Below are 26,408 nucleotides of genomic sequence, written 5' to 3'. Positions count from 1 at the left end.
TCAACCATCCGTGGGACGGGGAGCCGGGTGCGCCTCACGTGCGGCGAGGATCGCCGCGGCGACCCGGTCGGGGTGCCGGGTCGAGACCAGCCAGTACGGCGTCGGGTCCGCCGGGTCCTCGACCGGGACCAGCACCGAGCGCTTCACGTAGGCACGCAGCAGCAGGTAGGCGCGGGCGTCGGCGTCCGGGCCGGCCAGCCGGCGGCTCGCCGGGGCGTCCAGGGCGACCGGGACGCCGAGGTGCTCTACGCCGATCCGGGCCCGTCCGGCGTAGAGCGTGCCGTCCTCCACGGCGACCCGCGCGGCGCCGTACCCGAGGAAGACCGCGGCCATCAACGCGAACAGCACGCCGGCCACGGACAACGCCAGCCAGAGCGGGGTGGCCACCAGGAACGCGACCAGGACGGCGGCGGAGAACATCGTCAGCAACGCCCACCAGCGCAGCGGCACCCGGAGCCTCTCGGCGTGGGCAGGGCTCGGACTCTTCGTGCTCACGGGGGTCAGGGCTCTCAGGGCTGGTACGGGCCGGCGCGGGCAGGTGCGGGCGGCGGGACGGCCCCATCCTGGCACCCGGGCGGGGCGCCGGCGTCGGTAGGGTCGCCGACGTGATCGAGATCCTCCTGCACCGGCTGGACCCGGGCGTCCCGGTGCCCGGCTACGCGCATCCCGGTGACGCCGGCGCCGACCTGACCACCACCGTCGCAGTCCGGCTCGAGCCGGGGGAGCGGGCCCTGGTCCCCACCGGCGTGGGGATCGCCCTCCCCGAGGGGTACGTCGCCCTGGTGCACCCGCGCTCGGGGCTGGCGGCCCGGTTCGGGGTGTCGATCGTCAACGCGCCCGGGACCGTCGACGCCGGCTACCGCGGGGAGATCAAGGTGCTGCTGATCAACCTCGATCCGCGGGAGGCCGTCGTCCTCGACCGTGGGGACCGGATCGCGCAGCTGGTGGTGCAGAAGGTGGAGCAGGCCCGGTTCGTCGAGGTGGACCGCCTGCCGGGTTCTGTCCGCGGCGCGGGCGGGTACGGTTCCACGGGCGGCTTCCTGGAGGGGCGCCCCGCACAGACACTGGAAGCCCAGCAGATCGAGGAGACACCGTGAAGTTCCGCCGGAAGGGGTCCGAGGAGACCGAGGCCACCGAGCAGGCAGGCGCCGAGAGCGCCGAGGGTGTCGGGGACGCCGCTGCCGCTCCGCGTGCCCAGGGTCCGTGGGACGTCTCCGAGCGGGACGTTCCCGACGAGCCGAACGTGGTGGACCTCGGCAGCCTGGTGCTGCGCCTGCAGGAGGGCCTGGAGCTGCAGCTCCAGGTCGACGAGCGCAGCGAGCAGGTGGTCGCGGCCGTGCTGGCCCACGAGGAGGGCGCGCTGGAGCTGCGCGCGTTCGCCGCGCCGCGCCACGGCGACATCTGGGACGACGTCCGCCGCGAGATCGCGGCCGAGGTGACCCGCCGCGGCGGCACCGCCACCGAGGCGGAGGGCCCGTGGGGGACCGAGCTGCGCGTGGTGCTCAACGTGAGCACCCCCGACGGCCGGACCGGGAGCCAGCCGTCGCGGGTGTTCGGGATCGCCGGCCCGCGCTGGCTGCTGCGCGCCACGCTGTTCGGCAAGCCGGCCCTCGACCCCGACGACGACGGGCTGATCGAGACCGCGCTGCGCGACGTCGTGGTGCGGCGCGGCACCGCTCCGCACGCGCCGGGTGAGCCGCTGCCGCTGACCGTCCCCGGTGGACTGGTCCAGCCCCCGACCGAGGTCTGAGACGCCGTTCGGCACCGATCCGGCCCTCCGGCGCCGGGGACCCCGCGGGCTGGTTACGCTGGAGTCATGACAGAGGTGAAGGGCGGCCGCCTGCGGCGGGGCCTGACCCGGTGGGCCCAGGGCAGCGACACCGAGGCCGAGGAGCTGCAGCGTGACGCGGTGAAGGCCGGGTGCTGCCCGATCGGTGACGCGCACGACCGGCAGCGACTGGAGATCCAGGGGAGCCTGCGGACCGTGACGCTGCGGCCGCGCGGTGGCGTGCCGGCCCTCGAGGCCGAGCTCTACGACGGCTCGGGGGTGATCACCGTCGTCTGGCTCGGGCGCCGTCGGATCGCCGGGATCGAGCCCGGTCGGCAGATCAAGGTGATCGGCCGGATCGGCATCCAGGACTCGCAGCGGGTGATGTTCAACCCCCGCTACGAGCTCCGGTGAGACGTCGATGAGCGCCCTCGCGAGCACCGGTTGAGCATGGCCGAGGAGCGATCGACCGAGCAGCCGTTCGAGTCGCCCGACGGGCAACCGGTCGACCCCGCTGACCCTGTGGACGCCGCGGACCCCGCGGACGTCGCGGACCTCGTCGACGCCGCGGACCCCGTGGACGCGGAGACCGTCGAGGCGGTCGTGCGCGCTCAGCTGTCCAAGGCGCTCGGCGGCCGGCGCGGCATGCTCGAGGCCGCCGTCCCCACGCTCGCCTTCACGATCACCTTCCTCACCATGGACCGGCTGCAGCCGGCGCTCGTGCTCAGCGTCTCGACGGCGCTCGTGCTGCTGGTGATCCGGCTGGTGCAGCGGTCCACGGTGCAGTTCGTCGTCAACTCGCTGGTCGGCATCGGGATCGGCGCCCTATTCGCTTGGCGCAGCGCCCAGTCGGGCGGCTCCGCCGACGAGAACGCGCTGGCCTACTTCCTGCCCGGGCTCATCTACAACGCGGTGTACGCCGTCGTGATGGTGCTCTCGATCCTGGTCCGCTGGCCGCTGGTCGGCTTCATGGTGGGCAGCGTGGCCGGCGACCCGACCGCCTGGCACCGCGACCCCCGGGTGGTCCGGCTCTGCGGCAACCTCACCTGGATGCTCGTGCTCCCGTGCGTGCTGCGGGTGGGGGTGCAGGCCCCGCTGTACTTGATGGGGCGCGCGGCCGAGGACGCCGAGGCGATGGTGGCGGCACTCGCCCTGAGCAAGATCGTGATGGGCTGGCCTCTGCAGCTCGCGGCTCTCGGCGGGATGGTGTGGCTCCTGGCGCGCAACCGGACCCCGGTCGGCGGCGACGGTCCGGACCTCGGCGGCCCTGGCGCCGCTCAGGCCGACCCGGCCTGAGCATCCGCTCAGCCTGACCCTTCGGCCAGCCTGGGCGATCAGTCGGGCGGGGGGCTCCCGGCGGCGTGCTGCCCGGGCGCGAGCAGCGACTGGAGCTCGGCCTCGGAGTCGGCGCCGGCCACGAACAGCAGCTCGTCGCCGGACTCGATCGGCTGCTCGGCGTCCGGCACGTAGACCTGGCCGTCGCGCAGGATCGTGACGATCGCGCAGTTGTCGGGCCAGGGGATCAGCCCGCACGGCTTGCCGATGTAGGGGGAGTCGTCGGGGAGCGTGAGCTCGACCAGGTTCGCGTTGCCCTTGCGGAAGGTGAACAGCCGCACCAGGTCACCGACGGTGACGGCCTCCTCGACCAGGGCGGACATGATCCGCGGGGTCGAGACGTTCACGTCCACTCCCCACGCCTCGGTGAAGAGCCACTCGTTGTTCGGGTGGTTCACGCGGGCCACCGTGCGGGGGACCGCGAACTCCGTCTTGGCCAGCAGCGAGGTGACCAGGTTGACCTTGTCGTCGCCGGTGGCCGCGATGACCACGTCGCAGCTCTCCATCCGCGACTCCTCGAGCGAGGACAGCTCGCAGGAGTCGGCGAGCAGCCACTCGGCGTCGGGCACGCGCTCGGGCCGCAGCGATGCCGGGTCCTTGTCGATGAGCAGCACCTGGTGCCCGTTGGCGATGAGCTCGCGGGCCACGGAGCGGCCCACGGCCCCTGCGCCGGCGATGGCGACACGCATCAGTCGGCCTCCGGTCCCTCGTTGAGCACGGCGTACACGTGGTCGGCGTTCTCCTCGCGCATCACCAGGTGCAGCATGTCGCCCTCCTGGATCACGCTCTCCCGGGTGGGCAGCACGCCCTCGCCCAGACGGTCGATCCAGGCGATCCGGCTGCGGGACTGCTCCTGGAGCTTGACGGTGCGGGACCCGACCCAGATCTCGGGCGCCGAGATCTGGTCGACGCGGATGGTGCCGGAGGGGTCGCGGAAGTCCGGCTCGGCGCCGGCGGGCAGCAGCCGCCGGAGGATCTGGTCGCTGGTCCACTTCACGGTGGCCACCGTGGTGATGCCCAGCCGCTGGTAGACCTCGGCGCGGCCGGGGTCGTAGATGCGAGCCACGACGTTCTGGATGCCGAACGTCTCGCGCGCGACACGCGCGGCGATGATGTTGGAGTTGTCGCCGCTGGAGACCGCCGCGAACGCGTCGGCGTGGTCGATGCCGGCCCGGTCCAGGACGTCCTGGTCGAAGCCGACGCCGGTGACCTTGGTGCCCGCGAACGAGGGCCCCAGGCGCCGGAAGGAGTCGGGGTTGCTGTCGATGACAGAGACGGTGTGGTTGCGGTCCTCGAGGCTCCGCGCGAGCGCGGAGCCGACGCGGCCGCAGCCCATGATCACGACGTGCACGGGGGAGACGCTACACCGGGGGGAGGGGTGGCAGCCGCCGAGGCGCTCGGCCGTGCCGAGCGGGGGCCGACCGTGGACTAGCCTTTCCTCTCGTGGGTGTTCGCGACGTCTCCAAACGGATCCTGGTGGGTCAGAAGCTGCGCAGCACGCAGCTAGGCGAGACGCTGCTTCCCAAGCGGATCGCCTTGCCGGTGTTCGCCAGCGACGCGTTGTCGTCGGTGGCCTACGCCCCCGACGAGGTGTTCATCATGCTGGGCGTCGCCGGGGTGGCGGCGTACTCCTGGTCGTGGAAGATCGCGCTCCTCGTCGCGCTCGTGATGCTGACCGTGGTGGCGTCCTACCGGCAGACCGTGCACGCCTACCCCTCGGGGGGCGGGGACTACGAGGTGGCCACGGTCAACCTCGGCCGGACCGCCGGGATGACGGTGGCCAGCGCGCTGCTGGTCGACTACGTGCTCACCGTGGCGGTGTCGATCTCCTCGGGGGCGGACTACGCGGCCGCCGCGCTGCCGGCGCTGCGCGGTCACGAGGTGCTGGTCGCGTCGGTGGCGGTGACCGTGCTGGCCGCCCTGAACCTCCGCGGGGTCCGGGAGTCCGGCACGTTCTTCGCGTTCCCCACCTACTTCTTCATGGCCGCGATCCTCGGCATGTGCGCCTGGGGACTGTTCCGGCTGCTCACCGGCTCGCTGCCGATGGCGGAGAGCGCCGACCTCCAGGTCGTCCCCCAGCCTGGCTGGGAGCAGCCCCTGACCACGCTGGGCCTGGTGTTCCTGCTCTCCCGGGCGTTCTCCTCCGGGTGCGCGGCGCTCACCGGGGTCGAGGCGATCTCGAACGGCGTGCCGGCGTTCCGCAAGCCCAAGAGCCGCAACGCCGCGACCACGCTGCTGCTGCTCGGCGGGATCGCCGTCACCATGATCGTCAGCGTCGTCGTGCTCGCCTACCAGATGGGCGTGCGGTACGTCGATCCCGACGACATCGAACGGCTGCGGACCGCGACCGGGGCGGCCCTGCCGGCCGACTACCACCAGCGGGTCGTGATCGCGCAGATCGCTCACGCGGTGTTCGACCACTTCACCCCGGGCTTCTACTTCGTCGTCGTGATGACCGGCATCGTGCTCGTGCTGGCCGCGAACACCGCCTTCAACGGCTTCCCGGTGCTGGGCTCGATCCTCGCCCAGGACGGGCTGGCCCCGCGCCAGCTCGGCGCCCGCGGCGACCGGCTCGCCTACAGCAACGGCATCGTCTTCCTCGCGGTGATGGCGATCGTGCTGATCGTCGCCTTCGACGCCCAGACCACCCGGCTGATCCAGCTCTACATCGTCGGCGTCTTCGTCTCCTTCAACCTCAGCCAGCTCGGGATGATCCGGCACTGGACCCGACTGCTCGGCACCGAGACCGACCCGGCGGCGCGCCGCTCGATGATGCGGTCGCGGGCGATCAACACGTTCGGGCTGGGGATGACCGCGGTGGTGCTGGTGATCGTGCTGATCACCAAGTTCCTCGCCGGAGCCTGGATCACGATCCTGGCGATGACGTGCTTCTTCGCGATCATGCAGGGCATCAGCCGGCACTACGCCAAGGTCGCCTCGGAGCTGTCCGTGGCCGAGGAGGACCAGGTCCTGCCCACCCGGGTGCACGCGATCGTGCTCGTCTCCAAGGTGCACAAGCCGACGATGCGGGCGCTCGCCTACTCCAAGGCGGCCCGGCCCAACGTGCTCGAGGCCGTGATGGTCGACAGCGACCCGGCGCTGACGGCCAGGGTGCTGGAGGAGTGGGACGACCGGGGCATCGACGTGCCCCTGAAGGTCCTCTACTCGCCCTACCGCGAGATCATCAAGCCGATCGTCGACTACACCCGCTCGGTGCGCGACGCCAACCCGCGCGGCGTGGTCGCCGTCTACATCCCCGAGTACGTCGTCGGGCGCTGGTGGGAGCAGCTGCTGCACAACCAGACCGCGCTGCGGCTCAAGGGCAGGCTGCTGTTCATGCCCGGCGTGATGGTGATCTCGGTGCCCTACCAGCTCCAGTCCTCGACGTTGGCCAAGGAGCGCGTGGACCGTGAGCTCGCCAAGCCGCGGCCCGGCGACCTGCGTCGCGGCGTGATCAGCAAGCCGCCGGACGGTCCGCAGTGACCCGGGCCACGTCCAGGCCGGGTGCCCGGTGACCCGGCAGGTCCGCCAGCGCAAGCAGCGCGGCCGGTCGCTGGTCGGCGAGACCTACGAGGTGGAGGTCGGCCCGGTCGCGCACGGCGGCCACTGCGTGGCGCGCCACGACGGCCGGGTGCTCTTCGTGCGGCACACCCTTCCGGGAGAACGTGTCCTGGCCCGGGTCAGCGAGGGCGAGGAGGGCTCGCGGTTCCTGCGCGCCGACGCCGTCGAGGTGCTCGAGGCCTCGCCGGACCGCGTGGAGCCGCCGTGCCCGTTCGCCGGCCCCGGGCGCTGCGGTGGCTGCGACTTCCAGCACGTGGCGCTGCCGGCCCAGCGCCGGTTGAAGTCGGCCGTGGTGGCCGAGCAGCTGCACCGGCTCGCGGGCCTCGACGTGGACGTCGAGGTGCAGCCGGTCCCCGGCGACCAGGACGGGCTGCGCTGGCGCACCCGGGTCCAGCTCGTCACCGACCGGTCCGGCCGGATCGGGCTGCACAAGCACCGTTCCCACCAGGTGGTCGCGGTCGACGACTGCCGGATCGCACGCCCGGACGCGCGGGTGCTGGTCGACGGCCACCCCGTCGAGGGCGCCGGCGTCGCGGTGGCGGAGTCGGTCCGCGGCCACGACTTCGAGGTCGACCCGGCCGGGTTCTGGCAGGTGCACCCGGGTGCTCCCGAGGCGCTGGTCGACGCGGTGCTCCGGTTCCTGGCGCCGCGACCGGGCGAGCGGTGCCTGGACCTGTACGCCGGCGTCGGGCTGTTCTCGGTCTTCCTCGCCGACGCGGTCGGGCCTACCGGATCGGTCGTCGCAGTGGAGGGCGAGCGGGTGGCCGCCGAGCACGCGGCGTCGAACCTCGAGGTGTTCCCGGGCGCGGCCGCGCGCCGCGGCTCCGTGGACCGGGACCTGGCCGAGGATCCGGGGGAGCCGGTCGACCTCGTCGTGCTCGACCCGCCCCGCGAGGGCGCCAAGCGCACCGTCGTGGAGGAGATCGTCCGTCGCGGTCCCCGGGCGGTGGCCTACGTCGCCTGCGACCCGGCGGCCCTGGCCCGTGACGTCGCGATCTTCGCGGAGCACGGCTACGCGATGACCCGGCTGGAGGCCTTCGACCTCTTCCCGATGACGCACCACGTCGAATGCGTCGCGCTGTTGAGAAATAGCCGCTGACCTGGTTCGGAGCGACGTCGTCAGTCCTTGGGGGCCCGCCTTGTGGCGCGCTTTGGGCACAACTGACATGCGATCTTTGCTGGTTGGCGGAGCGACACAACCTCGAGTGGTTGCGCCAGACTCTGGGCAGACCCACTCGCTCGCGAGCTCGCGGATCCGCTTCGCGTCTCGTGCCGTGGGTTGCAGGGCTCGAAAACGGGTACGCACTCGAGCAGAGTCAGCGATCTCGACGAGGTCGCGCGTCGCCCAGCGGGTTCTCCTGCGCGGCACGGCCCGCATGACGATGTAGCCGGAGGCAAACCGTGACCAACCTCGCCCACAACCTCACCGAGACCGCCGAGCGGCACGGGGACCGCCCCGCGATCAAGCTCGACGACCTGGTGCTGACCTACTCCGAACTCCAGGACGGTGCCCGGCGCGTGGCGGCCCTCCTGAGGTCCAAGGGAGTGGGGTCCGGTGACCGGGTCGGTCTGGTCATGCCGAACGTGCCGCCGTTCCCGGTGCTGTTCTACGGAGCCCTGGCCGTCGGTGCTGTGGTCGTGCCGATGAATCCGCTGCTCAAGGGCCGCGAGGTGAAGTACTACCTAGAGGACTCGGGCGCCTCGATCGTCTTCGCCTGGAAGGACATGGCCGAGGAGGCCGGCAAGGGCGCTTCGCAGGTCGGGATCGAGTGCGTCGAGGTCGGTCTCGACTTCGCCGAGGTGCTCGGCCAGCACGAGCCCGACGAGGAGGTGGTGGACTGCGAGGACGACGACACCGTGGTGCTCCTCTACACGTCCGGCACCACCGGCCAGCCCAAGGGCGCGGAGCTGACCCACCACAGCATGAGCACCAACGCCGCGACCAGCGCCGAGACGCTGGTCGAGCTGACAGAGCAGGACGTCGTGATGGGTTGCCTTCCCCTCTTCCACGTCTTCGGCCTCACGTGCGGCCTCAACGCATCGATCCTCAAGGGGTCGTGCTTGACCCTGATCCCGCGCTTCGATGCCGAGAAGGCGTTGGAGATCGTGGGTCGGGACCACGTCACCGTCTTCGAGGGGGTCCCGACGATGTACGCCGCCTTGCTGCACGCCGAGGGTGCCGACAAGGCCGACATGTCGAACCTGCGCACCTGTATCTCCGGCGGGTCGGCGATGCCGGTGGAGGTGATGAGGAACTTCGAGAAGAAGTTCGACTGCATCGTGCTCGAGGGCTACGGCCTCTCCGAGACCTCCCCCGTCGCTTCCTTCAACCGGCCCGGCCAGGAGCGAAAGCCGGGATCCATCGGCACCGCGGTTCGCGGTGTGGAGATGAAGGTCGTCGACGACGACGACGAGGACGTCGCTCAGGGCGAGGTCGGCGAGATCGTCATCAGGGGTGAGAACGTGATGAAGGGCTACTGGAGGCGCGAGGAGGACACGGCCGAGGCGATGAAGGACGGCTGGTTCCACACGGGCGACCTGGCGAAGATCGACGAAGACGGCTACTTCTTCATCGTCGACCGCAAGAAGGACCTGATCATCCGCGGCGGCTACAACGTCTATCCCCGCGAGGTCGAGGAGGCGCTCTACGAGCACGAGTCCGTCGCCGAGGTGGCCGTCATCGGCATCCCCGACGACAGCCTGGGCGAGGAGATCGGTGCCGCCGTTGCGCTGAAGCCCGGCGAGAAGGTCAGCCCGCAGGACCTGCAGGCGTTCGCTAGGGAGCAGTTGGCGGCCTACAAGTACCCCCGTTTCGTGTGGATCGTCGACGAGCTGCCCAAGGGTCCCACCGGCAAGATCCTGCGGCGCGAGATCAGCGCCCCCAAGGAAGAGTCCGAGTGACTACCGCAGCCGGGCCCGTGCGTCCTCAGAAGACCGCGGCCAAGAAGTCAACCGGCCCGAAAAAGAAGTCCCCGGGGACCAAGGAGAGTGCTGGGAGAACGAAGTCGACAGGCTCCTCGAGCTCCGCCGCTGCCAAGAGGGCGGCCTCCCCCGAGGCCGCACCCGAGCAGACGGCCGAGCACCGGAGGGACGCCGAGGGCGAGACGCAGGAGTCGGCTGACCTCTCGGCCAGCACCGCGCTCGCGACCCCGCTCGACCTTCTGCTGGCCAACGCCAGCGCCAGCCCCATCCGTCGGTTCATCCCGGGAATGTCGGGGGTCAAGTTCACCGCCGGGCTCGTCCGTCACCCCCGGGTGGTCGCCAGGCGCACGGCCGGACTGGCCTACGAGCTGACCCGGGTCGGCCTGGGCCGTTCGCGCCTGGCACCGGGTGAGAAGGACCGCCGCTTCAGCGAGGAGGCCTGGGTCAAGAACCCGGTGTTCAAGCGCACCCTGCAGAGCTACCTCGCCGTCGGTGCGGCGGCCCGCGGTCTGGTCGACGACGCCGGCCTGGACTGGGGGGACGACCAGCGGATGCGCTTCATCGTCGACAACCTGGTCGAGGCGGCGGCACCCAGCAACAACCCGTTCCTGAACCCGAAGGTGATCAAGCGAACGATCGACACCGGAGGTGGCAACCTCGTCGAAGGTGGCCGCCGTTTCGTGCAGGACTTCGCCACGGCACCGCGCGTGCCGTCGATGGTGGAGGCCGACGCGTTCGAGGTCGGTCGCGACATAGCGGTGACGCCCGGAGCCGTGGTGCTGCGCACCGATGTCTTCGAGCTGATCCAGTACACCCCACAGACCCCCAAGGTTCGCTCGGTGCCGATGCTGATCGTGCCGCCGACGATCAACAAGTACTACGTGATCGACCTGGCGGAGCAGCGCTCGCTGGTGGAGTACCTCGTGCAGAGCGGTCAGCAGGTCTTCTGCATCTCCTGGCGCAACCCCGACGTGCGTCACGCCGACTGGGGCCTGGACACCTACGGACAGGCGATCCTGGAGGCGATGAAGGCCTGCGAGGACATCACCGGGCAGGACAAGACCGCGATCTTCGGCATCTGCTCCGGCGGCATGATCGCCTCGATGGTGATGGCCCACCTCGCCGACCTCGGCGAGCAGCACCGCGTCGCGGCGTACAGCCTGGCAGTGACCGTGCTCGACCAGGAGCAAGCGGGCGTCACCAGTGCGCTGCTTTCGCACAAGGCGGCGGCGGCCTCGACCCAGGCCTCGCGGGAGAAGGGCTACCTCGACGGGCGCACGTTGGCTGAGATCTTCGCCTGGCTGCGGCCCAACGACCTGATTTGGAACTACTGGGTGAACAACTACCTGATGGGTCACGCTCCCAAAGCGTTCGACATCCTCTACTGGAACGCCGACTCGGTGCGGATGAGCGCCGCCATGCACCGCGACTTCATGGACCTCGCCATTCGCAACGCCTTGGTGACGCCGGGTGCCGCGACGATGCTCGGCACCAAGGTCGACCTCGGCCAGGTCACGACCGACTCCTACGTCGTAGCCGGGATCGCCGACCACCTGTGCAAGTGGGAGTCCTGCTACCAGACCACCCAGCTCTTCAACGGCGACACCAAGTTCGTGCTCTCCACAAGTGGCCACATCGCCGCCATGGTCAACCCGCCCGGAAACCCCAAGGCCAGCTTCCAGACATCACCCTCGGGTCGCGGACAGAAGGGCACCGACAACCCCGAGGACACCCAGAAGTGGCTGACCCAGGCGGTCAAGGTCAAGGGCAGCTGGTGGGACGACTGGGTCGAGTGGCTCTCGGTGCGTAGCGGTGAGGAGCGCACCAAGCCGCGCAAGCTCGGGAACGCCACCTACCAGCCGCTGGACGAGGCCCCCGGCACCTACGTCCATGACCGCTGAGCACGCACGGTCGCGGGCCGACGACCACGTCCGCAACGTCACGGTTCGAGGCATCGCCGCTCGCGTCTCGGTCCGGCCAGGTGTGGGCTCCCACACAGACAAGCCCCCGCTGCTGCTCTGCAACGGCATCGGCACCAGCCTGGAGGCGCTGCAGCCGCTGGTCGACCAGTTGCACCCCGACCGCGGACTGGTGCGCTTCGACGTACCCGGCGTCGGCGGCTCGGCGCTACCTCCATTTCCGTATCCCATAGCCGGGCTGGCTTCGTGGGTGACCGCATTGATGGCCCAGCTGGGTCACCGCCGCTTCGACGTCCTCGGTCTCTCCTGGGGCGGCGGGCTTGCGCAACAGCTGGCCGTGCAAGCGCCGCGCCGCGTACGCCGGGTGGTGCTCGTCGCGACCGGCACCGGAGCGCTGATGGTGCCTGCCCGCCCACGCGTGCTGAAGATCATGGCGACACCGCGACGACACCGCGACCCTGCCTATGCGGCCAAGGTGGCGTCGGAGATCTACGGCGGATCGATGCGCACCGACGGCGCACGCGGTGCAGCCCTCCTGCACGGCGCCACCCGCTCGGGTCCCAAGCGTGGCTACTACTACCAGCTGGCCTCCATGGCCGGCTGGACGAGCCTTCCGTTCCTGGGCCTCCTGCGGCAGCCGACGCTGGTAATGGGCGGTGACGACGACCCGATCATCCCGGTCGCCAACCCGAAGTTGCAGGCCGCCCTGATCCCACACTCGCAGCTGCACATCTACCAGGGCGGACACCTCGGCGTCCTGACCGAGGCTGACGAGCTCGCACCGATCATCGACAGATTCCTCGACGGCGACAGCCCGGACCCGATGAACCGAGACCAGGAGAACACCAGATGAGCGACCTCGACCACCTCGGACTCGAGGACTCCCCGATGTCGGACTTCCTCGGCTTCGAGCTGCTGCTCGACGACGAGGATCGCGACCTGCTCAGCAGGGTGCGCGCGTTCATGACGCGTGAGGTCGAGCCGGTCATCAACGACTACTGGACCCGCGCGGCGTTCCCGCACGACCTGGTGCCAGGCATCGCGAAGCTCGGCATCGCCGGCCTGGCCTACGACGGACCCGGCTGTCCCAACCGCGGGGCCTTGGTCGACGGCATGGTCGCTATGGAGCTCGGCCGGGTCGACCCGTCGATTGCCACCTTCATGGGCGTCCACGGCGGCTTGGCGATGGGCTCGATCCACCTTTGCGGCTCCGACGAGCAGCGCGAGCGCTGGCTGCCCGCGATGGCCCGGATGGAGATGATCGGTGCGTTCGGCCTGACCGAGCCCGACGTCGGCTCGGCGATCTCGGCCGGTCTCGCCACCAGTGCCCGGCGTGACGGCGACGACTGGGTCATCAACGGTGAGAAGAAGTGGATCGGCAACGCCGCGTTCGCCGACCTCGTCGTGATCTGGGCGCGCGACGAGGAGGACAAGCAGGTCAAAGGTTTCGTCGTCGAGCAGGGCACCGAGGGGATGAGCTTCGACAAGCAGGAGGACAAAATCGCCCTGCGCGTCGTCCAGAACGCCGAGATCCACCTCCACGACGTCCGCGTGCCCGAGGCCAACCGGCTGCAGCAGGCCGACAGCTTCCGGTCCACTGCCGACGTGCTGCGCGTGACCCGGATGAGCGTTGCCTGGCAGGCGGCTGGATGTGCGCGCGGCGCCTTCGAACATTCACTGCGCTACACCAAGGCCCGCCAGCAGTTCGGTCGGCCGATCGCCTCGTTCCAGATGGTGCAGGACCTGCTCGTGAAGATGCTCAGCAACGTCACCGCCTCCACGGCCATGAACGTGCGCGCCTCGCAGCTGCAAGATGCCGGCCTGCTCAAGGACGAGCACGCCTCGCTGTGCAAGGCGCACGCGACCGTGCGGATGCGCGAGGCCGTGGGCTGGGCGCGCGAGGTCCTCGGCGGCAACGGCATCCTGCTCGAGCACCACGTGGGCCGCTTCGTCGCCGACGCTGAGGCGATCTACTCCTACGAGGGCACCCGAGAGATCAACACCCTGATCGTAGGGCGGGCCATCACCGGCGAAAGCGCCTTCGTCTGACTCGGGGCTGCTTGTCCAGTGCGGCGAGAGCAGCCGGTACGCGGACACAGTGCGCCGAGGAGATCGACGACTGAGCCCAAGTCGTTGGCGGATGAACAGAGACGCAAAGCACTTGCATGCCCCGGGTTCAAATCTCGGCGACACGCCTGGCCCTGACACGGAACTGCGCGCGCCCGCGCGGGCCTCGAAGCGGGCTCGTTCGATGGCGCACTTAGGTCGGAGCGAGCGCTGATCGCCGGGGGCCCGCCTGATCGTCGTGGACGGCGCACTCTTGGGCGCCGTTCGCGCACGGCAGGCCGTGATCCCGTGCAGGCAGACCTGTCTCGATCGAGTCGAGCCCCCTGGGCTGGATGCAGTCCCGTGGGCCGATCCGAAGCCTGGAGGGCCTTGCCCAGGCCTACCTGACCCGTCGGATGGGTGCCACTGCGGCCGCGCCTGCGAGTGCGCAGGCTCCGGCAACGGCGTACAGGACGGCGTAGCTGCCGTGCCCCGCTGAAAGCAGGAGGGGTGAGAGCGCGGGGGCGAGAGCGAACGGCAGGGCTCCGGCGATGTTGAGGACGCCGAGGTCCTTGGCCGCTGCGGAGGGGTCGGAAAGGACGTCAACGACAAGCGCGAGGTCGACGGCCATGTACATGCCGAACCCCAGCCCTCCGATAGCCATCCCGACCAGATACCCGCTCACGGTGCTGGCGCCGGCGATGACGAACAGGGCCACCGCGTAGGTGGCGGCGGCACTCATCACGAAGACTTTCCGACGGCCCAGGCGGTCGGAGAGTCGCCCGGCTACCGGTGCGACTGCTACCAAGGCAATGGACTGGGTGACGGTGCCGAGGTAGACCTGCCGTGGCACCGCGTCCTCACTGCTGCCGAGCTGGGCGATGAGGTAGTAGGCCTGGTAGGTGACGAGGAACGCGTAGGCGGTGACGAGGAGGAACCGGGACAGGAACGCCCACGCGAAGTCCGGGTTGCGGCGCGGACTGACGTAGAACGTCCCGGCCAGTTCACGCAGCGACCACGGCGGTTTGTCTGCTGGGGCGAGGCGTCTGTCGGGTAGCCGCCAGGTGAAGAGAAGCACCGCGATCCCTCCGACGGCGCACGGCACGGTGAACATCAGGACGGTCGAGTAGTCGAACGACTGCACCAGGTAGGTCCCAGCCACCGACGCGGCGGGGACGCTGAGCCCGAGGAGGCCGGAGACCAGCCCGCGTTGTTGGCTGGGTACCTGGTCGGGCAGCACGGCTGCCTGGGCGGCCAGGGTGGCGTTGAAGAAGACCTGGCAGACGCACCAGCCGATGAGCACGGTCGCGATGTTCGAGGCCGTGGCGACGACCAGCGTGCCGGCGGCGCCGACGGCGACGCCGGTCACCATCCAGGGCCGCCGCATCCCCACCCTGGACGTGGTGCGGTCGCTGAGCCGGCCGAAAAGGGGGTTGGCGATGATGGCGAGCAGCGACCCGACGCCGGTGACCAGTGCGAGGTTGCGGGGGGCGGCGTCGATGCCGACGAGGTCGTTCACCTTGAGAGCCAGGGACACCAGGAGCGGGGCGAGGAAGAGCAGGGACCCGCCGGTGTAGGAGACGGCGTACAGGACGATGAAGCCCCACCCCACGCGTTCAGGCGTGCGAGGTTCGTCGGCGGCTGGGCCGGCTTTGCGTTGCATCGCACCGGACACGGTGACTCCGCAGAGATCGCCCGAGCACTGGGGTGTCGTCGCCGACCTGCCTGCCTGGTTCGCCCATGCGGGGGCTCGTCGACGACCCGACGTGGCTCTAGCATGAACCCGCTGCCACTGCTGGCGACAGGGGCGGCGGGTGCCGGTCTTGATCGGTGTGGGTCAGGTGGAAGGCCCGCTGCTCCTCTAGCCTTTCGACGCAGGGTCGTCGCTGGGAGGGAATGGGCGATGGTTGACGCCTTGGTGCACACCAAGATGGCGTTCCCGCGCACCCGGACGGAGCTGGTGCGCCGGCCGCGGCTGACCGAATCGCTGAGGGGCGCAGAAGACGCCGCGTTGGTTCTGGTGTCGGCTCCGGCGGGGTTCGGAAAGACGACCCTGGTCGCTTCGGCGCTCGACGACGTTACCCCGGTGGCGTGGGTGTCGCTGGACGCTCGGGACGGTGACGGCACCCGGTTCTGGACCTACACACTGCATGCGCTGGAAGCAGCAAGCCCCGGATGTGCGAGCGTCGCCCTGACGCTGCTCGAGGCCGGCAACGGCCGGTTCGACGAGGTGGTCGCGGGTCTGGTCAACGAGCTGAGTGTGCGGCCGGATCCGCTGACCCTGGTCTGGGACGACTACCACCTGGCCGACACGCCTCAGGTCAGCGACGGCGTCGCGCTGCTGCTGGAGCATCGGCCTTCGCAGCTGCGCCTGGTCATCAGCACGCGTGCTGACCCGGCGCTCCCTCTGTCTCGTCTGCGTGCCCGCGGTCAGCTGGTCGAGTTCCGTGCTGCGGACCTGCGGTTCACCGCCACGGAGACCGGTCTGTACCTGAACCGTGTCCACGAGCTCGGTCTGGCGACCGGCGACGTGGAGGCGTTGGAATCGCGGACCGAGGGGTGGGCGGCAGCGTTGCAGCTGGCTGCCTTGTCGTTGCGTGGTCGGGAGGATGCGAAGGGGTTCATCGACTCGTTCGCCGGGGACGACCGGTATGTCGTGGACTACCTGGTCGACGAGGTGCTCGACCAGCAGCCCATTCAGCTTCGACGTTTCCTGCTGGACACCTCGGTCCTGGACCGCCTGAGCGGCCCGCTCTGTGATGCGGTCGCCGGACCAGCCGACGGCATGCCCGGCAGTGCGGTGCTGGAGCTGTTCGAACGCCGCAACCTGCTCCTGGTCCCACTGGACGACCACCGCCGTTGGTACCGCTACCACCATCTGTTCGGGGACGTGCTAAACGCGAGGCTGCTCGCCGAACGCCCTGAGGACGTCGCTGACCTGCATGGGCGGGCGAGTGCCTGGTACGAGGCGGCCGGCGAGGTGGAGGCGGCTGTCCGGCACGCCTTCGCGGCCGGCGCCTCGGACCGGGCCGCGGACCTCATCGAGATGGCCGCCCCGGAACTGCGCCGTCAGCGGGTCGAAAGCCTTCTGCGGAGCTGGGTGCCACTCGTCCCGCCCGAGGTGTTGGCGCAACGCCCGGTGCTGGCCAGCAATCTCGTGGGCGCGCTGATGGCGAGCAACACCTTCGACGACGTCGAAGACCGGCTGGACGCACTCGAGCGCACCCTGATGTCCCCGCCTGAGTCGTTGACCATCCGGGACGAGGTCGAGTGGGCGCGGTTGCCGGCGCTGGTGGCCACACAACGGGCGGGATTGGCGCTGGTCGGCGGGGACGTGCCCGCCACGCTCGCGCACGCCGACGCCGCGCTGGCCCGGGCCGCGGCGGGCGACCAGCTGACGGTGGCCTCCGCGTCGGCGCTGAAGGGTCTGGCGTCCTGGGCGAACGGGGACCTGCTCACGGCTCTGCATGCATACCAGGCAGCCACCCGGGGACTTGTGGCGACGGGGCACGTCTCGGACGCCCTGGGCTGCACGGTGACCGTGGTCGACCTCGAGCTGCAACGCGGCAACCTGGACGGGGCCCGGGACGCAGCCGGGCATGCCCTCGATCTGGTTGAGGCCCCCGGTGGGAACCCGGGGCACCCCCGCGGAGGGGTGACTCGAGGGACGGCGGACATGTGGACTGCGCTGGCTCGCGTGGCTTGGGAACGAGGCAACGCCCAGGAAGCAGCACAGCACCTGGGTCGGGCCGGTGACCTGGGTGAGGCTGCCGGGTTGCCGCAGCAGCCCTACCGGTGGCGGGTCGCGATGGCCCACCTGCGGGAGAGCGAGGGCGACACGACCGCCGCAGCCGCCCTGCTCTCGGAGGCTTCGCGTCTGTTCAACAGCGACTTCTCACCCAACGTGCGCCCCGTCCCGGCCGTCCTGGCACGACTGCACCTCCGGATCGGCGACCTCGCGGCAGCCCGCAGCTGGGCCGCGGCCGCCGGTGTGGACGTCGATGACGACATGGACTACCGGCGCGAGTACGAGCACCTGACCCTGGCACGCTTGCTGCTCGCCGAGCATCGGGCCGCCGGCGACCCAGATCGCCTCGACCGGGCAGCCGGGCTGTTGGTGCGGCTTGAGGTTGCCGCGACGGAGGCAGAACGGACCGCCGCCCGCGTGGAGGCGCTGCTGCTCCTGGCCGTCGTTGCGGATGCCAAAGGTCGCGCTGACCAAGCTCTCTCCCGGGTGCAGGAGGCCGTGGAGCTGACGCGACCGGGCGGCTGGGTGCGCCCCTTCGTGGACGCGGGACCCCGCGCAGTGGAGCTGCTCGGCCAGCTGCGCGGGGACGCCCGCTTCATGGACGCGGTGACGGCTGCCGCCGGCGGAAGCCGGCGACCAGCCGCACGTCGAGAGGAGCGCTCGCCGTCGGCCGGCGGGGTGGAGCCGCTGGTGGAGCCGCTGAGCGGTCGCGAGCTCGACGTCCTCCGACTTCTCGGCTCGGACCTCGACGGTCCGGCCATCGCCCGCCACCTGGGCGTGTCCCTACCGACCGTGCGGACCCACACCCAGCACATCTACGCCAAGCTCGGCGTGAACAACCGTCGGGCCGCGGTGCGACGCGCCCACCAGCTCCACCTCTGACCCAACGACCCGACAGGTCCGGCCCCCGGGACGTTCTCCGCGAGGAAGTTCATCACCGCATTCATCACCTGTGATGACGCGCGCTCATCAGCGCCGTTCCTACCTTGCTGGTCATGAGCAGCACACAGCACGAGCAGCACGGCGACTGGTACGAGATCCGCATCCAGGGCCGGCTCGACAACCGCTGGTCGACCTGGCTCGACGACCTCGTCCTCTCCCACACCGACGACGGCACCACCTTCCTCCGTGGCCCGGTCGCCGACCAGGCCGCGCTGCACGGACTGCTGAACAAGCTTCGCGACCTGGGCCTCCCGCTGCTGTCGATCACCCAGACCGACCCTGGCGACCCCATCGACCCCGACACCTCGACGTAGACAACCCCATCCCGCCCGGCTCACCCCGAGCCCACACACCAGGAGACGCACATGACCGCCATCCAGCACACCCGCACCATTGACCGTCAGCAGGTCACGGACCCGATGCGACGCACAGCCACCATCGTCGGCTGGCTGTTCGTCGTGACCTACGTGACCTCGATCGCGGCCAAGATCGGGTTCTACCCGCCGCTGTTCGACGGCAACTACGTCACTGGCCCCGGGCAGGACACGCGCGTCCTGTGGGGTGCCTTCTTCGAGGCCATCCTCATCGTCGCCAACATCGGCACCGCGACCGCGATGTACACCGTGATGAAGCGGCGACACCCCAACCTCGCCATCAGCTTCGTCACCGCTCGCGTCATGGAGTCCGTGTTCATCGGCGTCGGCATCCTGGCAGTCCTCACCGTCGTCACGCTTCGGCAGGACTACGCAGCCACCGGCGACCAGTCCGCGGCCGGCCTCGCCGCCGTCGGAGACGCCTTCCTCGCAATGCAGCAGTGGACCTTCAACCTCGGACCCGCGTTCGTCGTCGGCGTCGGCAACGGCTGCATCCTCGGCTGGATGATGTTCCGTACCGGTCTGGTGCCGCGCCGTCTGGCGATTCTCGGCCTGATCGGCGGCCCGCTCATCGTCGCCTCCGGGTCCGCAGCCATACTGCACCTCATCGAGCCTGGCGGCGCAGTGCAGGAGCTCTCGGCCGCACCGGAGTTCTTCTGGGAGCTCGGCCTGGGCATCTACCTCATCGTGAAGGGCTTCAAGACCCCCTCCGCGAGCGTCCAGAGCAGCACGGGCCAGCCGGCGGTGACGCGATGATTGCCGTGGCGCACGTGACCAAGACCTACGGATCCTTCACCGCCGTCGACGACGTCTCCTTCACCGCCCGCCCCGGCCGGGTCACCGGGTTCCTGGGACCCAACGGCGCCGGGAAGTCGACCACCCTGCGGGTCGTCGTCGGTCTCACCCCACCCGACCACGGCATCGCACACGTGCTCGGGCGCCGGTTCCGGGACATGCCCAACCCAGGCAGGGAGGTGGGTGTCCTCCTCGACGCGTCCGCCCAGCACGCCGGGCGGACCGGTCGGGAGGTGCTGAGCATCGCGCAGACCACGATGGGCCTACCCCGCCGCAGGGTGGCCGAGGTGCTCGGCGCGGTCGGGCTCAGCGAAGCCGAGGCGACCCGGCGGCTGGGGGACTACTCGCTGGGGATGCGGCAGCGGCTCGGGCTCGCCCATGCCCTCCTCGGAGACCCGGAGGTCCTGATCCTCGACGAGCCGGCCAACGGCCTCGATCCGGCCGGCATCCGCTGGATGCGGGACCTGCTGCGCGGCTACGCCGACCGTGGCGCCACCGTCCTCCTGTCCAGCCACCTGCTGCACGAGATCGAGGTCGTCGCCGATGACCTGGTCGTCATCGGGCACGGGCACGTGGTCGCTGACGGTGCGAAGGACAACCTGCTGGCCGGTGCCGGCACCTACGTCGCCACCCGCCACCCCGGTCCGCTCGCCCAGGCCCTGACCAGCGCTGGGCTCGTCCACCACAGCGACCACAGCAGTGAAGTGGCCGGTTCGCCGACACCTGCGGTGTTCCGCGTGGACGCAGACGCCGAGCGTGTCGGCCACGTCGCGTGGACCGCTGGGGTCGCCCTCACCGAGCTCCGAGCTGCCGACGGCGCGGGCCTGGAGGAGATGTTCCTGACCCTGACCGCCGACACCCAACGCGACCGGCACCCGGCCGCCGCTTTGCAAGGAGCAGTCGCATGACCATCCACGTGTCCTCCGCCGCGGCAGATGGTGCCGCGGTCAGTGCCGACGCCGCGCCGACCCGGCGTACCACCGCCCGGCCCCCAGGGCGGGTGCCGTTGACTCGGCTGGTGCGGGTCGAGCTCCGGAAGAGCTTCGACACCCGTTCCGGTCGGTGGCTGCTGGCCAGTCTCGGCCTTGCCGCGGTCCTCACCACGGGCGCCATCATCGCGTGGTCGCCCACCTCGGAGCTCGCCTACAGCCAGTTCACGCTGGCCATCGGCGTTCCGATGACCATCATCCTGCCCATTATCGCGGTCCTGTCGGTGACCTCGGAGTGGAGCCAACGCTCCGGGTTGGCGACGTTCACCCTCGTTCCGCACCGGGGACGCGTGGTGCTGGCCAAGGCCGTCGCGGCCGTCCTCGTCACGGCCCCGGCAACTGCGGTCGCGTTCGCCGTCGGGGCGGTCGGCAACCTCGTCGGAGCGGCGTGGGCCGACGTCCCGACCGTCTGGGACCAGTCGCTGGCCGACGTCGGCTACTTCGCAGCCGGCCAGACGCTGCTGCTGCTGGTCGGGTTCGTCCTCGGGGCGCTCATCCGGAGCAGCTCGGGCGCCATCGTCGGCTACATGATGTACGGGTTCGTCGCGCCGGGCCTGCTGGCGTTTCTGGCGTTCAGCCAGGACTGGTTCGCTGATGCCCGGCCGTGGCTCGATGCGAAGTACAGCCAGGATGCGCTGCTGCGGGGACAGCTGAGCGGCGACGGCTGGTCGCACCTGGTGGTGACGACTCTGGTGTGGCTGGCTGTCCCGATGGTGGTCGCGGTCGTGAACGTGCTCCGTTCGGAGGTGAAGTGATGCACACGAACCACCCCAGCGCGGTCTCTGGCGCGGTGAGCCGCGCGTGGCGCGGCTGATGGACCGCACCCTGTTCGGGCGTCGTGGGCCTCGGGTGGCAGTGCGCGGCGCTGCGGATGGGGGACTCGGCGGCATCGTCGGCGTGCCCGGGGGATGGGTGGCGCGTCCGACGGGTCCACATTCAGACTCCGCTGGCGCTCAGGCAGCTCGGCGGGTGAGGAGCTGGACGCGGATGCGGTGCAGGCGCGGCATCAGGCCGTAGATGACGATCGGGACCGCGACGGTGGCGAGGACGAAGGTGCGCAGGGCCGGGTCGAGGTCGGCAAGCCACGGGCCGATGGTCAGGTTCAGGACGGTCAGGGTCGGGAAGACCGCGACCCAGATCATGACGGCGAGCTGGTGCTTGTTGGGCGGCCCCACGGGCGGCTTCGCGGTGGCGGTGGCGGCGGCGGGATGGGGGTCGGCGTTGGTGGACACGGTCGTGCTCCTTCGGTGTGGTCTGGTGCCTGTGGTGGCGTGCTTGGTAGAGCCGACGGCCGTCTGAGCGGCGGGTCGGTGGACGGGTGGTTGTCGGGCCGGCCTCGCGTGGGCCCGGACAGGCGGGGCCGGGTCAGGCCGGGAGGCCGGGCCGGACGTCGCTGACGGCGATGGGGAGATCCTCGTCGACGAGGTTGTTGTTGATGGCAATGGCGGCAGCGGACCCCTCGCCGGCGGCGGTGATGACCTGGGCGCGGGGGTTCGTGGCGTTCCCAGCGGCCCAGACGCCGGGAATGCTGGTGGCACCGGTGCCGTCCACCTGGACCCAGCCGGTGTCTCGGACGGTGCATCCGAGGTCGACGAGGAGGCTGTCGTTGGGGACGAACCGGGGTCGGACGAACACCGCGGTGCGGGGCACGTTGCGGCCGCCGGCGATGACGACACCGGTGAGGTGGTCGTCCTCGACAGCCAGGCTGACGACGGGCTCGTCGACGATGCCGATGGCGCGGGCAACGAGCTCTTCGCGCTGGGCTGCGGTGAGGGTGGCCCCGTTGGCGAAGAAGACGACGTCGTCGGACCACTGCCGGACGATGTGGGCGTGGGCCAGTGACTCGGCGGTCGTGGCAGGGTCGCCGGCGAGGATGCCGATGGGCTGGTCGGCGACCTCGTACCCGTGGCAGTACGGACAGTGGAGGAGGTCGCGTCCCCACCGTTCGCGGACACCGGGCACGTCAGGGACCTCGTCCCGCAGGCCGGTGGTGACCAGGACGGCACGCGTCTCGAGGACGGATCGGTCGTTCAGGGTGACCTGGAACCGGCGCCGCGCAGACGTAGACGTCGGTGCGCCCTCGCTGGGCGCGACGGCGGTGACTGCGCCGGCGACGAGCTCGACGCCGTAGCTGGCGACTTCGGTGCGACCTCGCGCGAGGAGCTCAGCGGGCGGGAGGCCGTCGGACCCCAGGAACCCGTGCATGTGCGCGGCGGGCGCGTTGCGGGGCTGTCCGGCGTCGACGACGGCGACTCGGCGGCGGGCCCGGCCGAGCACCAGGGCAGCGGACAGTCCGGCTGCGCCGCCGCCGACGACGACTACGTCGTACTCGCGGCCGTCGGGAGCAGCAGCGCTGGTGGGGTTCTGGATCTCGTTCGTGCTCATGACAACGAGAGTGACGTGCTCCTTCGCAGTCGACAACGGTTGTTGCTGTTTCTGGGAACGGGCGGTTCAATCCGGTCATGACTGGACGTGAGAGCAGCCTCAGCCACAGCGAGGCAACCGGCGGGTCGGCCGGCAGTGCGGCGGCTGGCGGGGCGGGTGGGGATGGGCGCATCGCGGCCGCGCTGGACCTGGTGGGCTCTCGGCTGCGAAGGGTTCGCGAACAGCGCGGGCTGACGCTGACCGAAGCCGCGGGCCTGGCCGGAATGTCGAAGTCGACGCTGTCGCGGCTCGAGACGGGGCAGCGCAAACCCAGCCTGGAGCTCCTGTTGCCGCTGGCGCGGACCTACCGGGTGCCGCTCGATGACCTGGTGGGGGCACCGGAGGTCGGTGACCCGCGCATCCGGCTGAAGCCGCGGCGGGTGAACGGGCGGACGGTGTTGCCGCTGACGCGTCCGGGCGGGATCCAGGCGTGGAAGATCGTCATCCCCACCACCCAGTCCGACCCGGCGCCACGCACCCACGACGGTTTCGAGTGGCTCTACGTCCTCTCCGGGCGGATGCGTCTCATCCTCGGCGACCAGGACCTGGTCCTCGGGACTGGTGAGGCGGCGGAGTTCGACACGCAGGTGCCGCACTGGTTCGGCTCCACCGGCGACGAACCGGCGGAGGTGTTGTCCATCTTCGGGCGCCCCGGTGAACGCATGCTGGTCCGGGCCTCCGGCCAGGACGCCCCCGATGACGACCCCGAGAAGGACCCGCACCCCGCATGACCGTGCGCCGCGACGCGTCCGAGTCCCTGCGTCGCGCCCGAGAGGGGCCGGAGCGCTCCGGCCCGCCCGTATCGGCCCCGAAACCGAGCTCCACCGGCCCGGGGAAACTACTCTCTTGACATGCCGGTCCTGGCGACGAAGGTCCATCTCCCGGAGCCCCGCGCCGACTCGGTTGCCCGACCCCGGCTACAGGAGCGGCTCAGGATCGCGCAGAGCGACACCACGCGCCTCGTGCTGGTCTCGGCACCGGCCGGATTCGGCAAGACCACCGTCCTCAGCCAGTGGTTCGCGTCGCCGGCTGCGGCCGGCTTGAGCGTCGCGTGGGTCTCCCTCGACGTCGGTGACAACGACGTCCGACGATTCTTGACCCACCTGATCGCGGCTTGCCAAAGCACCAACCCCGCCCTCGGCGTCGACGTGGGCGATGTCGTCGAGACCGCTGCCGAAGTCCCGGTGGAGATGGTGCTGACCAGCCTGGTCAACGATCTCGACATGTTCGCCGACGCGACCGTGCTGGCTCTCGACGACTACCACGAGATCACCGCGCCGGCCGTCCACGAGGTGCTCGCGTTCCTGCTCGATCATCTTCCCGGCCAGGTCCGCATCGCGATGGCCACACGCTCCGACCCTCCGCTGGCAGTGGCGCGGCTTCGCAGCACGGGCGGCCTGCTCGAGCTACGAGCCGCCGATCTGCGGTTCACCGCCGAGGAGGCGGCCGACCTGCTCAACGACGCCATGGGGCTCACGCTCGCCCGAAAGGACGTCGACACGCTCGACGAGCGCACCGAGGGGTGGGCTGCTGGTCTGCAGATGGCGGCGCTCTCCTTGAGCGGCCATGAGGACCCCACGGCGTTCGTCGACGACTTTGCCGGCAGCCACCGCTTCGTGCTCGACTACCTCGTCGAGGAGGTTCTCGACCGTCAACCGGATCGGGTGCGGGAGTTCCTGCTGGCTACGTCGGTGCTGCGCGAGCTCAGCGGTTCCCTCTGCGACGCCGTCACCGGCACCTCCGACGCCCAGGAGATCCTGGAGTCTCTCGAGCGGAGGAACGTCTTCGTCATCCCGTTGGACGACGGACGTCGCTGGTACCGCTACCACCACCTGTTCGGGGATGCGCTGCGAGCTCGGCTCCTCGCCCGTCACCCCGACCGCCTCCGCGGGCTGCACATCGCTGCAGGTCGATGGCTGGTTGAGCACGGCATGTTGCCGGACGCTGTCGCGCACGCGATCGCCGGCGAGGACCATGAGCTCACTGCTGACCTGGTCGAACTTGCTCTCGCCGGGCTGCGGCAGGGGAGGCAGGACGCCACCATCGTGGAGTGGCTGGCCGCGGTGCCCGCCGAGGTCGTGCGCCGCCGGCCGCTCCTCGCCACCGCGACCGGTTGGAGCCGGCTGGCCGCCGGTGACTTCGAAGGTGTCGAAGCCTGGCTCGACGTGGCCCAGGGCGCTCTGGACGCCCGACCGGTGCGAACCGACCTTTCCACCCCCGCGCCGCAGGACGTGGTCGAGGCGCACGCGCGGGAGATGCGGGCGCTGCCCGCGATGATCGCGGTCTACCGAGCCGCGGTCGCGCAGGCCCGGGGCGATGTCGCCGGCACGATCGCTCACGCGCAACGTGCCTATGACCTGGCGGGCCCCGAGGACGACTTCTCCCGCGGCGCGGGAGCAGGCTTCCTCGGCCTCGCCGCCTGGGCTGCTGGCGACCTGCAGGCAGCGGTCGAGACGTTCTCGGACGCGGTCGTGAGCATGCGTGCGGCCGGTCTGGTCGCCGATGCGCTGGGGTCGGCCGTGGTGCTGGGGAGCATGTGGCTCACTCGCGGACGCCCGCTGGAGGCGCGCCGGATCTTCGAGGAAGCGCTGGCCACGGCTGTGCGTCCCGAGGGCCCGATCCTGCCGACGGTCGGTGACGTGCGCGTCGGTCTTGCCGACGTGCTCCGCGAGCTCGGCGATCTGGATGCGGCTGCCCGGCACCTCGAGGTCGCCGGCGAGCTGGGCGACCTGGCCTCGCTGCCCGAGAACCGACACCGTTGGTACACCACCAAGGCCGCGGTCCTGCGGGCCTCCGGTGACCTGGACGGGGCGATCGCGATGCTCGACGAGGCCGAGCCCATGTTCCGACCCGGGTTCTTCCCCGAGGTGCGGCCCATCGCCGCAGCTCGTGCCCGGGTACGACTCGCTCAGGGCAACGTGATCGAGGCCCGCGCCTGGGCCCGCCAGCACGAGGTCAGACCTGACGACGAGCCGACATTCCTCCAGGAGTACGACCAGCTCACCTTGGCCCGCGTCCTCATCGCGGAGGGCAGCCCCGCCGACGCGATCGCACTGGTCGAGCAGATCCTCGACCTGGCTCAGGCGTCCGGGCGTGACGGCAGCCTGGTCGAGGCACACGTGGTGGGTGCGCTGGCCCATCACGCCTCCGGTGATCCGCGGGCGGCGGCCGAGGACCTGTCCGCCGCGCTCATCGTCGGCGTACCGGCGGGTTACCGCCGCCTGTTCCTCGACGAGGGACCGGTCATGGTCGACCTGCTCACCAGCCTTCCTCGCGGTGCCCCGACGGACGTACGACGCTACGCCGAGCAGGTCTTGGCTTCCGCCAAGACGTCCAGGACGACCCCGCGCCGCGACCAGCACCCGGACGAGGCCCTGAGCGAGCGTGAGCTCGACGTCCTGCGCCTGCTTGCCACCGACCTGACCGGCCCCGAGATCGCCCGGCGCCTGTACGTGTCCCTCAACACGCTCCGCACGCACACCAAGCACATCTTCACCAAGCTCGGCGTGAACACCCGCCGGGCTGCGGTGAGCCGGGCAGCCGAGCGCGGACTCCTCTGATCCGGAGGGTCCCAGGCCGCGAATC

23 protein-coding genes are annotated in these 26,408 nt (G+C 70.6%); 17 read left to right on the top strand and 6 right to left on the bottom strand.

The genetic code is table 11. From position 1 onward, the window contains the following. Positions 1 to 495, bottom strand: coding sequence for a DUF3093 domain-containing protein (locus H9L09_RS00225; protein ID WP_187578825.1), 495 nt, complete (start codon positions 493 to 495; stop codon positions 1 to 3). A gap of 110 nt (positions 496 to 605) precedes the next feature. Here H9L09_RS00225 and dut point away from each other — a divergent pair, with 110 nt between their 5' ends. The 4 genes from dut (at position 606) to H9L09_RS00205 (ending at position 3,064) form a co-directional block, all read left to right on the top strand. Continuing rightward, positions 606 to 1,097, top strand: coding sequence for a dUTP diphosphatase (dut, locus tag H9L09_RS00220; RefSeq protein WP_223164157.1), 492 nt, complete (start codon positions 606 to 608; stop codon positions 1,095 to 1,097). Further along, positions 1,094 to 1,750, top strand: coding sequence for a DUF3710 domain-containing protein (locus H9L09_RS00215; RefSeq protein ID WP_187578824.1), 657 nt, complete (start codon positions 1,094 to 1,096; stop codon positions 1,748 to 1,750). Before dut ends, H9L09_RS00215 begins: the two co-directional genes overlap by 4 nt. A gap of 66 nt (positions 1,751 to 1,816) precedes the next feature. Then, positions 1,817 to 2,182 carry an OB-fold nucleic acid binding domain-containing protein gene (locus H9L09_RS00210; RefSeq protein WP_187578823.1) on the top strand — a complete coding sequence of 122 codons (366 nt, stop codon included), beginning with the start codon at positions 1,817 to 1,819 and terminating at the stop codon, positions 2,180 to 2,182. A gap of 36 nt (positions 2,183 to 2,218) precedes the next feature. Beyond that, entirely contained in the window at positions 2,219 to 3,064 is an 846-nt protein-coding gene (locus H9L09_RS00205) for a DUF3159 domain-containing protein (RefSeq protein ID WP_187578822.1), read from the top strand. A 38-nt stretch (positions 3,065 to 3,102) separates the two neighbouring features. Here the strand turns inward: H9L09_RS00205 and H9L09_RS00200 are convergent, their stop codons facing one another. After that, the gene (locus H9L09_RS00200; RefSeq protein ID WP_187578821.1) at positions 3,103 to 3,792 is read right to left on the bottom strand and encodes a potassium channel family protein; all 690 of its coding nucleotides are present in this window, start codon (positions 3,790 to 3,792) and stop codon (positions 3,103 to 3,105) included. Continuing rightward, on the bottom strand, positions 3,792 to 4,454 hold the full coding sequence (locus tag H9L09_RS00195; RefSeq protein WP_187578820.1) for a potassium channel family protein: 663 nt from the start codon (positions 4,452 to 4,454) through the stop codon (positions 3,792 to 3,794). Before H9L09_RS00195 ends, H9L09_RS00200 begins: the two co-directional genes overlap by 1 nt. A gap of 92 nt (positions 4,455 to 4,546) precedes the next feature. Between H9L09_RS00195 and H9L09_RS00190 the strand changes: the two genes are divergently transcribed. From H9L09_RS00190 to H9L09_RS00165, 6 genes are all read left to right on the top strand, one after another. Next, positions 4,547 to 6,586 carry an APC family permease gene (locus tag H9L09_RS00190; RefSeq protein WP_187578819.1) on the top strand — a complete coding sequence of 680 codons (2,040 nt, stop codon included), beginning with the start codon at positions 4,547 to 4,549 and terminating at the stop codon, positions 6,584 to 6,586. 28 nt (positions 6,587 to 6,614) lie between these two features. Beyond that, entirely contained in the window at positions 6,615 to 7,763 is a 1,149-nt protein-coding gene (locus H9L09_RS00185; RefSeq protein ID WP_187578818.1) for a class I SAM-dependent RNA methyltransferase, read from the top strand. 302 nt (positions 7,764 to 8,065) lie between these two features. After that, entirely contained in the window at positions 8,066 to 9,565 is a 1,500-nt protein-coding gene (locus H9L09_RS00180) for a long-chain-fatty-acid--CoA ligase (protein WP_187578817.1), read from the top strand. Then, positions 9,562 to 11,487 carry a PHA/PHB synthase family protein gene (locus H9L09_RS00175; protein ID WP_223164156.1) on the top strand — a complete coding sequence of 642 codons (1,926 nt, stop codon included), beginning with the start codon at positions 9,562 to 9,564 and terminating at the stop codon, positions 11,485 to 11,487. Before H9L09_RS00180 ends, H9L09_RS00175 begins: the two co-directional genes overlap by 4 nt. Then, positions 11,477 to 12,358, top strand: a complete 882-nt coding sequence (phaZ, locus tag H9L09_RS00170; protein ID WP_187578816.1) for a poly(3-hydroxyalkanoate) depolymerase — start codon at positions 11,477 to 11,479, stop codon at positions 12,356 to 12,358. The genes H9L09_RS00175 and phaZ overlap by 11 nt, the downstream gene beginning before the upstream one ends. Then, a complete protein-coding gene (locus H9L09_RS00165) occupies positions 12,355 to 13,554 on the top strand; it encodes an acyl-CoA dehydrogenase family protein (protein ID WP_187578815.1) in 1,200 nt (399 codons plus the stop codon). Before phaZ ends, H9L09_RS00165 begins: the two co-directional genes overlap by 4 nt. 397 nt (positions 13,555 to 13,951) lie before the next feature. On the opposite strand, the gene H9L09_RS00160 is transcribed toward H9L09_RS00165, so the two are convergent. Then, positions 13,952 to 15,163, bottom strand: a complete 1,212-nt coding sequence (locus H9L09_RS00160; protein ID WP_223164155.1) for an MFS transporter — start codon at positions 15,161 to 15,163, stop codon at positions 13,952 to 13,954. 291 nt (positions 15,164 to 15,454) lie between these two features. Between H9L09_RS00160 and H9L09_RS22580 the strand changes: the two genes are divergently transcribed. The 5 genes from H9L09_RS22580 to H9L09_RS00135 all read left to right on the top strand — a co-directional run bounded on the left by H9L09_RS22580 (position 15,455) and on the right by H9L09_RS00135 (position 21,154). Beyond that, positions 15,455 to 18,181: a winged helix-turn-helix domain-containing protein gene (locus tag H9L09_RS22580; RefSeq protein WP_187578813.1), complete on the top strand. Its 2,727-nt coding sequence runs from the start codon at positions 15,455 to 15,457 to the stop codon at positions 18,179 to 18,181. 113 nt (positions 18,182 to 18,294) lie between these two features. After that, complete coding sequence (locus H9L09_RS00150) at positions 18,295 to 18,555, top strand: hypothetical protein (RefSeq protein ID WP_187578812.1); 261 nt, start codon at positions 18,295 to 18,297, stop codon at positions 18,553 to 18,555. A gap of 51 nt (positions 18,556 to 18,606) precedes the next feature. Next, positions 18,607 to 19,371: a DUF4386 domain-containing protein gene (locus H9L09_RS00145; protein ID WP_187578811.1), complete on the top strand. Its 765-nt coding sequence runs from the start codon at positions 18,607 to 18,609 to the stop codon at positions 19,369 to 19,371. 14 nt (positions 19,372 to 19,385) lie between these two features. Continuing rightward, positions 19,386 to 20,318: an ABC transporter ATP-binding protein gene (locus H9L09_RS00140; RefSeq protein ID WP_343065163.1), complete on the top strand. Its 933-nt coding sequence runs from the start codon at positions 19,386 to 19,388 to the stop codon at positions 20,316 to 20,318. Beyond that, positions 20,315 to 21,154, top strand: a complete 840-nt coding sequence (locus H9L09_RS00135) for an ABC transporter permease (RefSeq protein WP_246456171.1) — start codon at positions 20,315 to 20,317, stop codon at positions 21,152 to 21,154. The genes H9L09_RS00140 and H9L09_RS00135 overlap by 4 nt, the downstream gene beginning before the upstream one ends. A gap of 198 nt (positions 21,155 to 21,352) precedes the next feature. Here H9L09_RS00135 and H9L09_RS00130 read toward each other — a convergent pair whose 3' ends face one another. Both H9L09_RS00130 and H9L09_RS00125 read right to left on the bottom strand, forming a co-directional pair. Continuing rightward, positions 21,353 to 21,631 (bottom strand): putative antibiotic biosynthesis monooxygenase, encoded by a 279-nt coding sequence (locus H9L09_RS00130; RefSeq protein ID WP_246456170.1) that lies wholly within the window; start codon positions 21,629 to 21,631, stop codon positions 21,353 to 21,355. Between the two features lie 133 nt (positions 21,632 to 21,764). Beyond that, positions 21,765 to 22,784, bottom strand: a complete 1,020-nt coding sequence (locus H9L09_RS00125) for an NAD(P)/FAD-dependent oxidoreductase (protein ID WP_187578809.1) — start codon at positions 22,782 to 22,784, stop codon at positions 21,765 to 21,767. A gap of 77 nt (positions 22,785 to 22,861) precedes the next feature. Here H9L09_RS00125 and H9L09_RS00120 point away from each other — a divergent pair, with 77 nt between their 5' ends. Next, a complete protein-coding gene (locus tag H9L09_RS00120; protein WP_187578808.1) occupies positions 22,862 to 23,554 on the top strand; it encodes a helix-turn-helix domain-containing protein in 693 nt (230 codons plus the stop codon). 120 nt (positions 23,555 to 23,674) lie between these two features. Continuing rightward, positions 23,675 to 26,383, top strand: coding sequence for a winged helix-turn-helix domain-containing protein (locus H9L09_RS00115; RefSeq protein WP_187578807.1), 2,709 nt, complete (start codon positions 23,675 to 23,677; stop codon positions 26,381 to 26,383). Positions 26,384 to 26,408 lie beyond the last annotated feature (25 nt).

The organism is Nocardioides mesophilus (assembly GCF_014395785.1).
GTDB lineage: Bacteria > Actinomycetota > Actinomycetes > Propionibacteriales > Nocardioidaceae > Nocardioides_B > Nocardioides_B mesophilus.
This window is presented reverse-complemented; position numbering and strand designations above follow the sequence as displayed.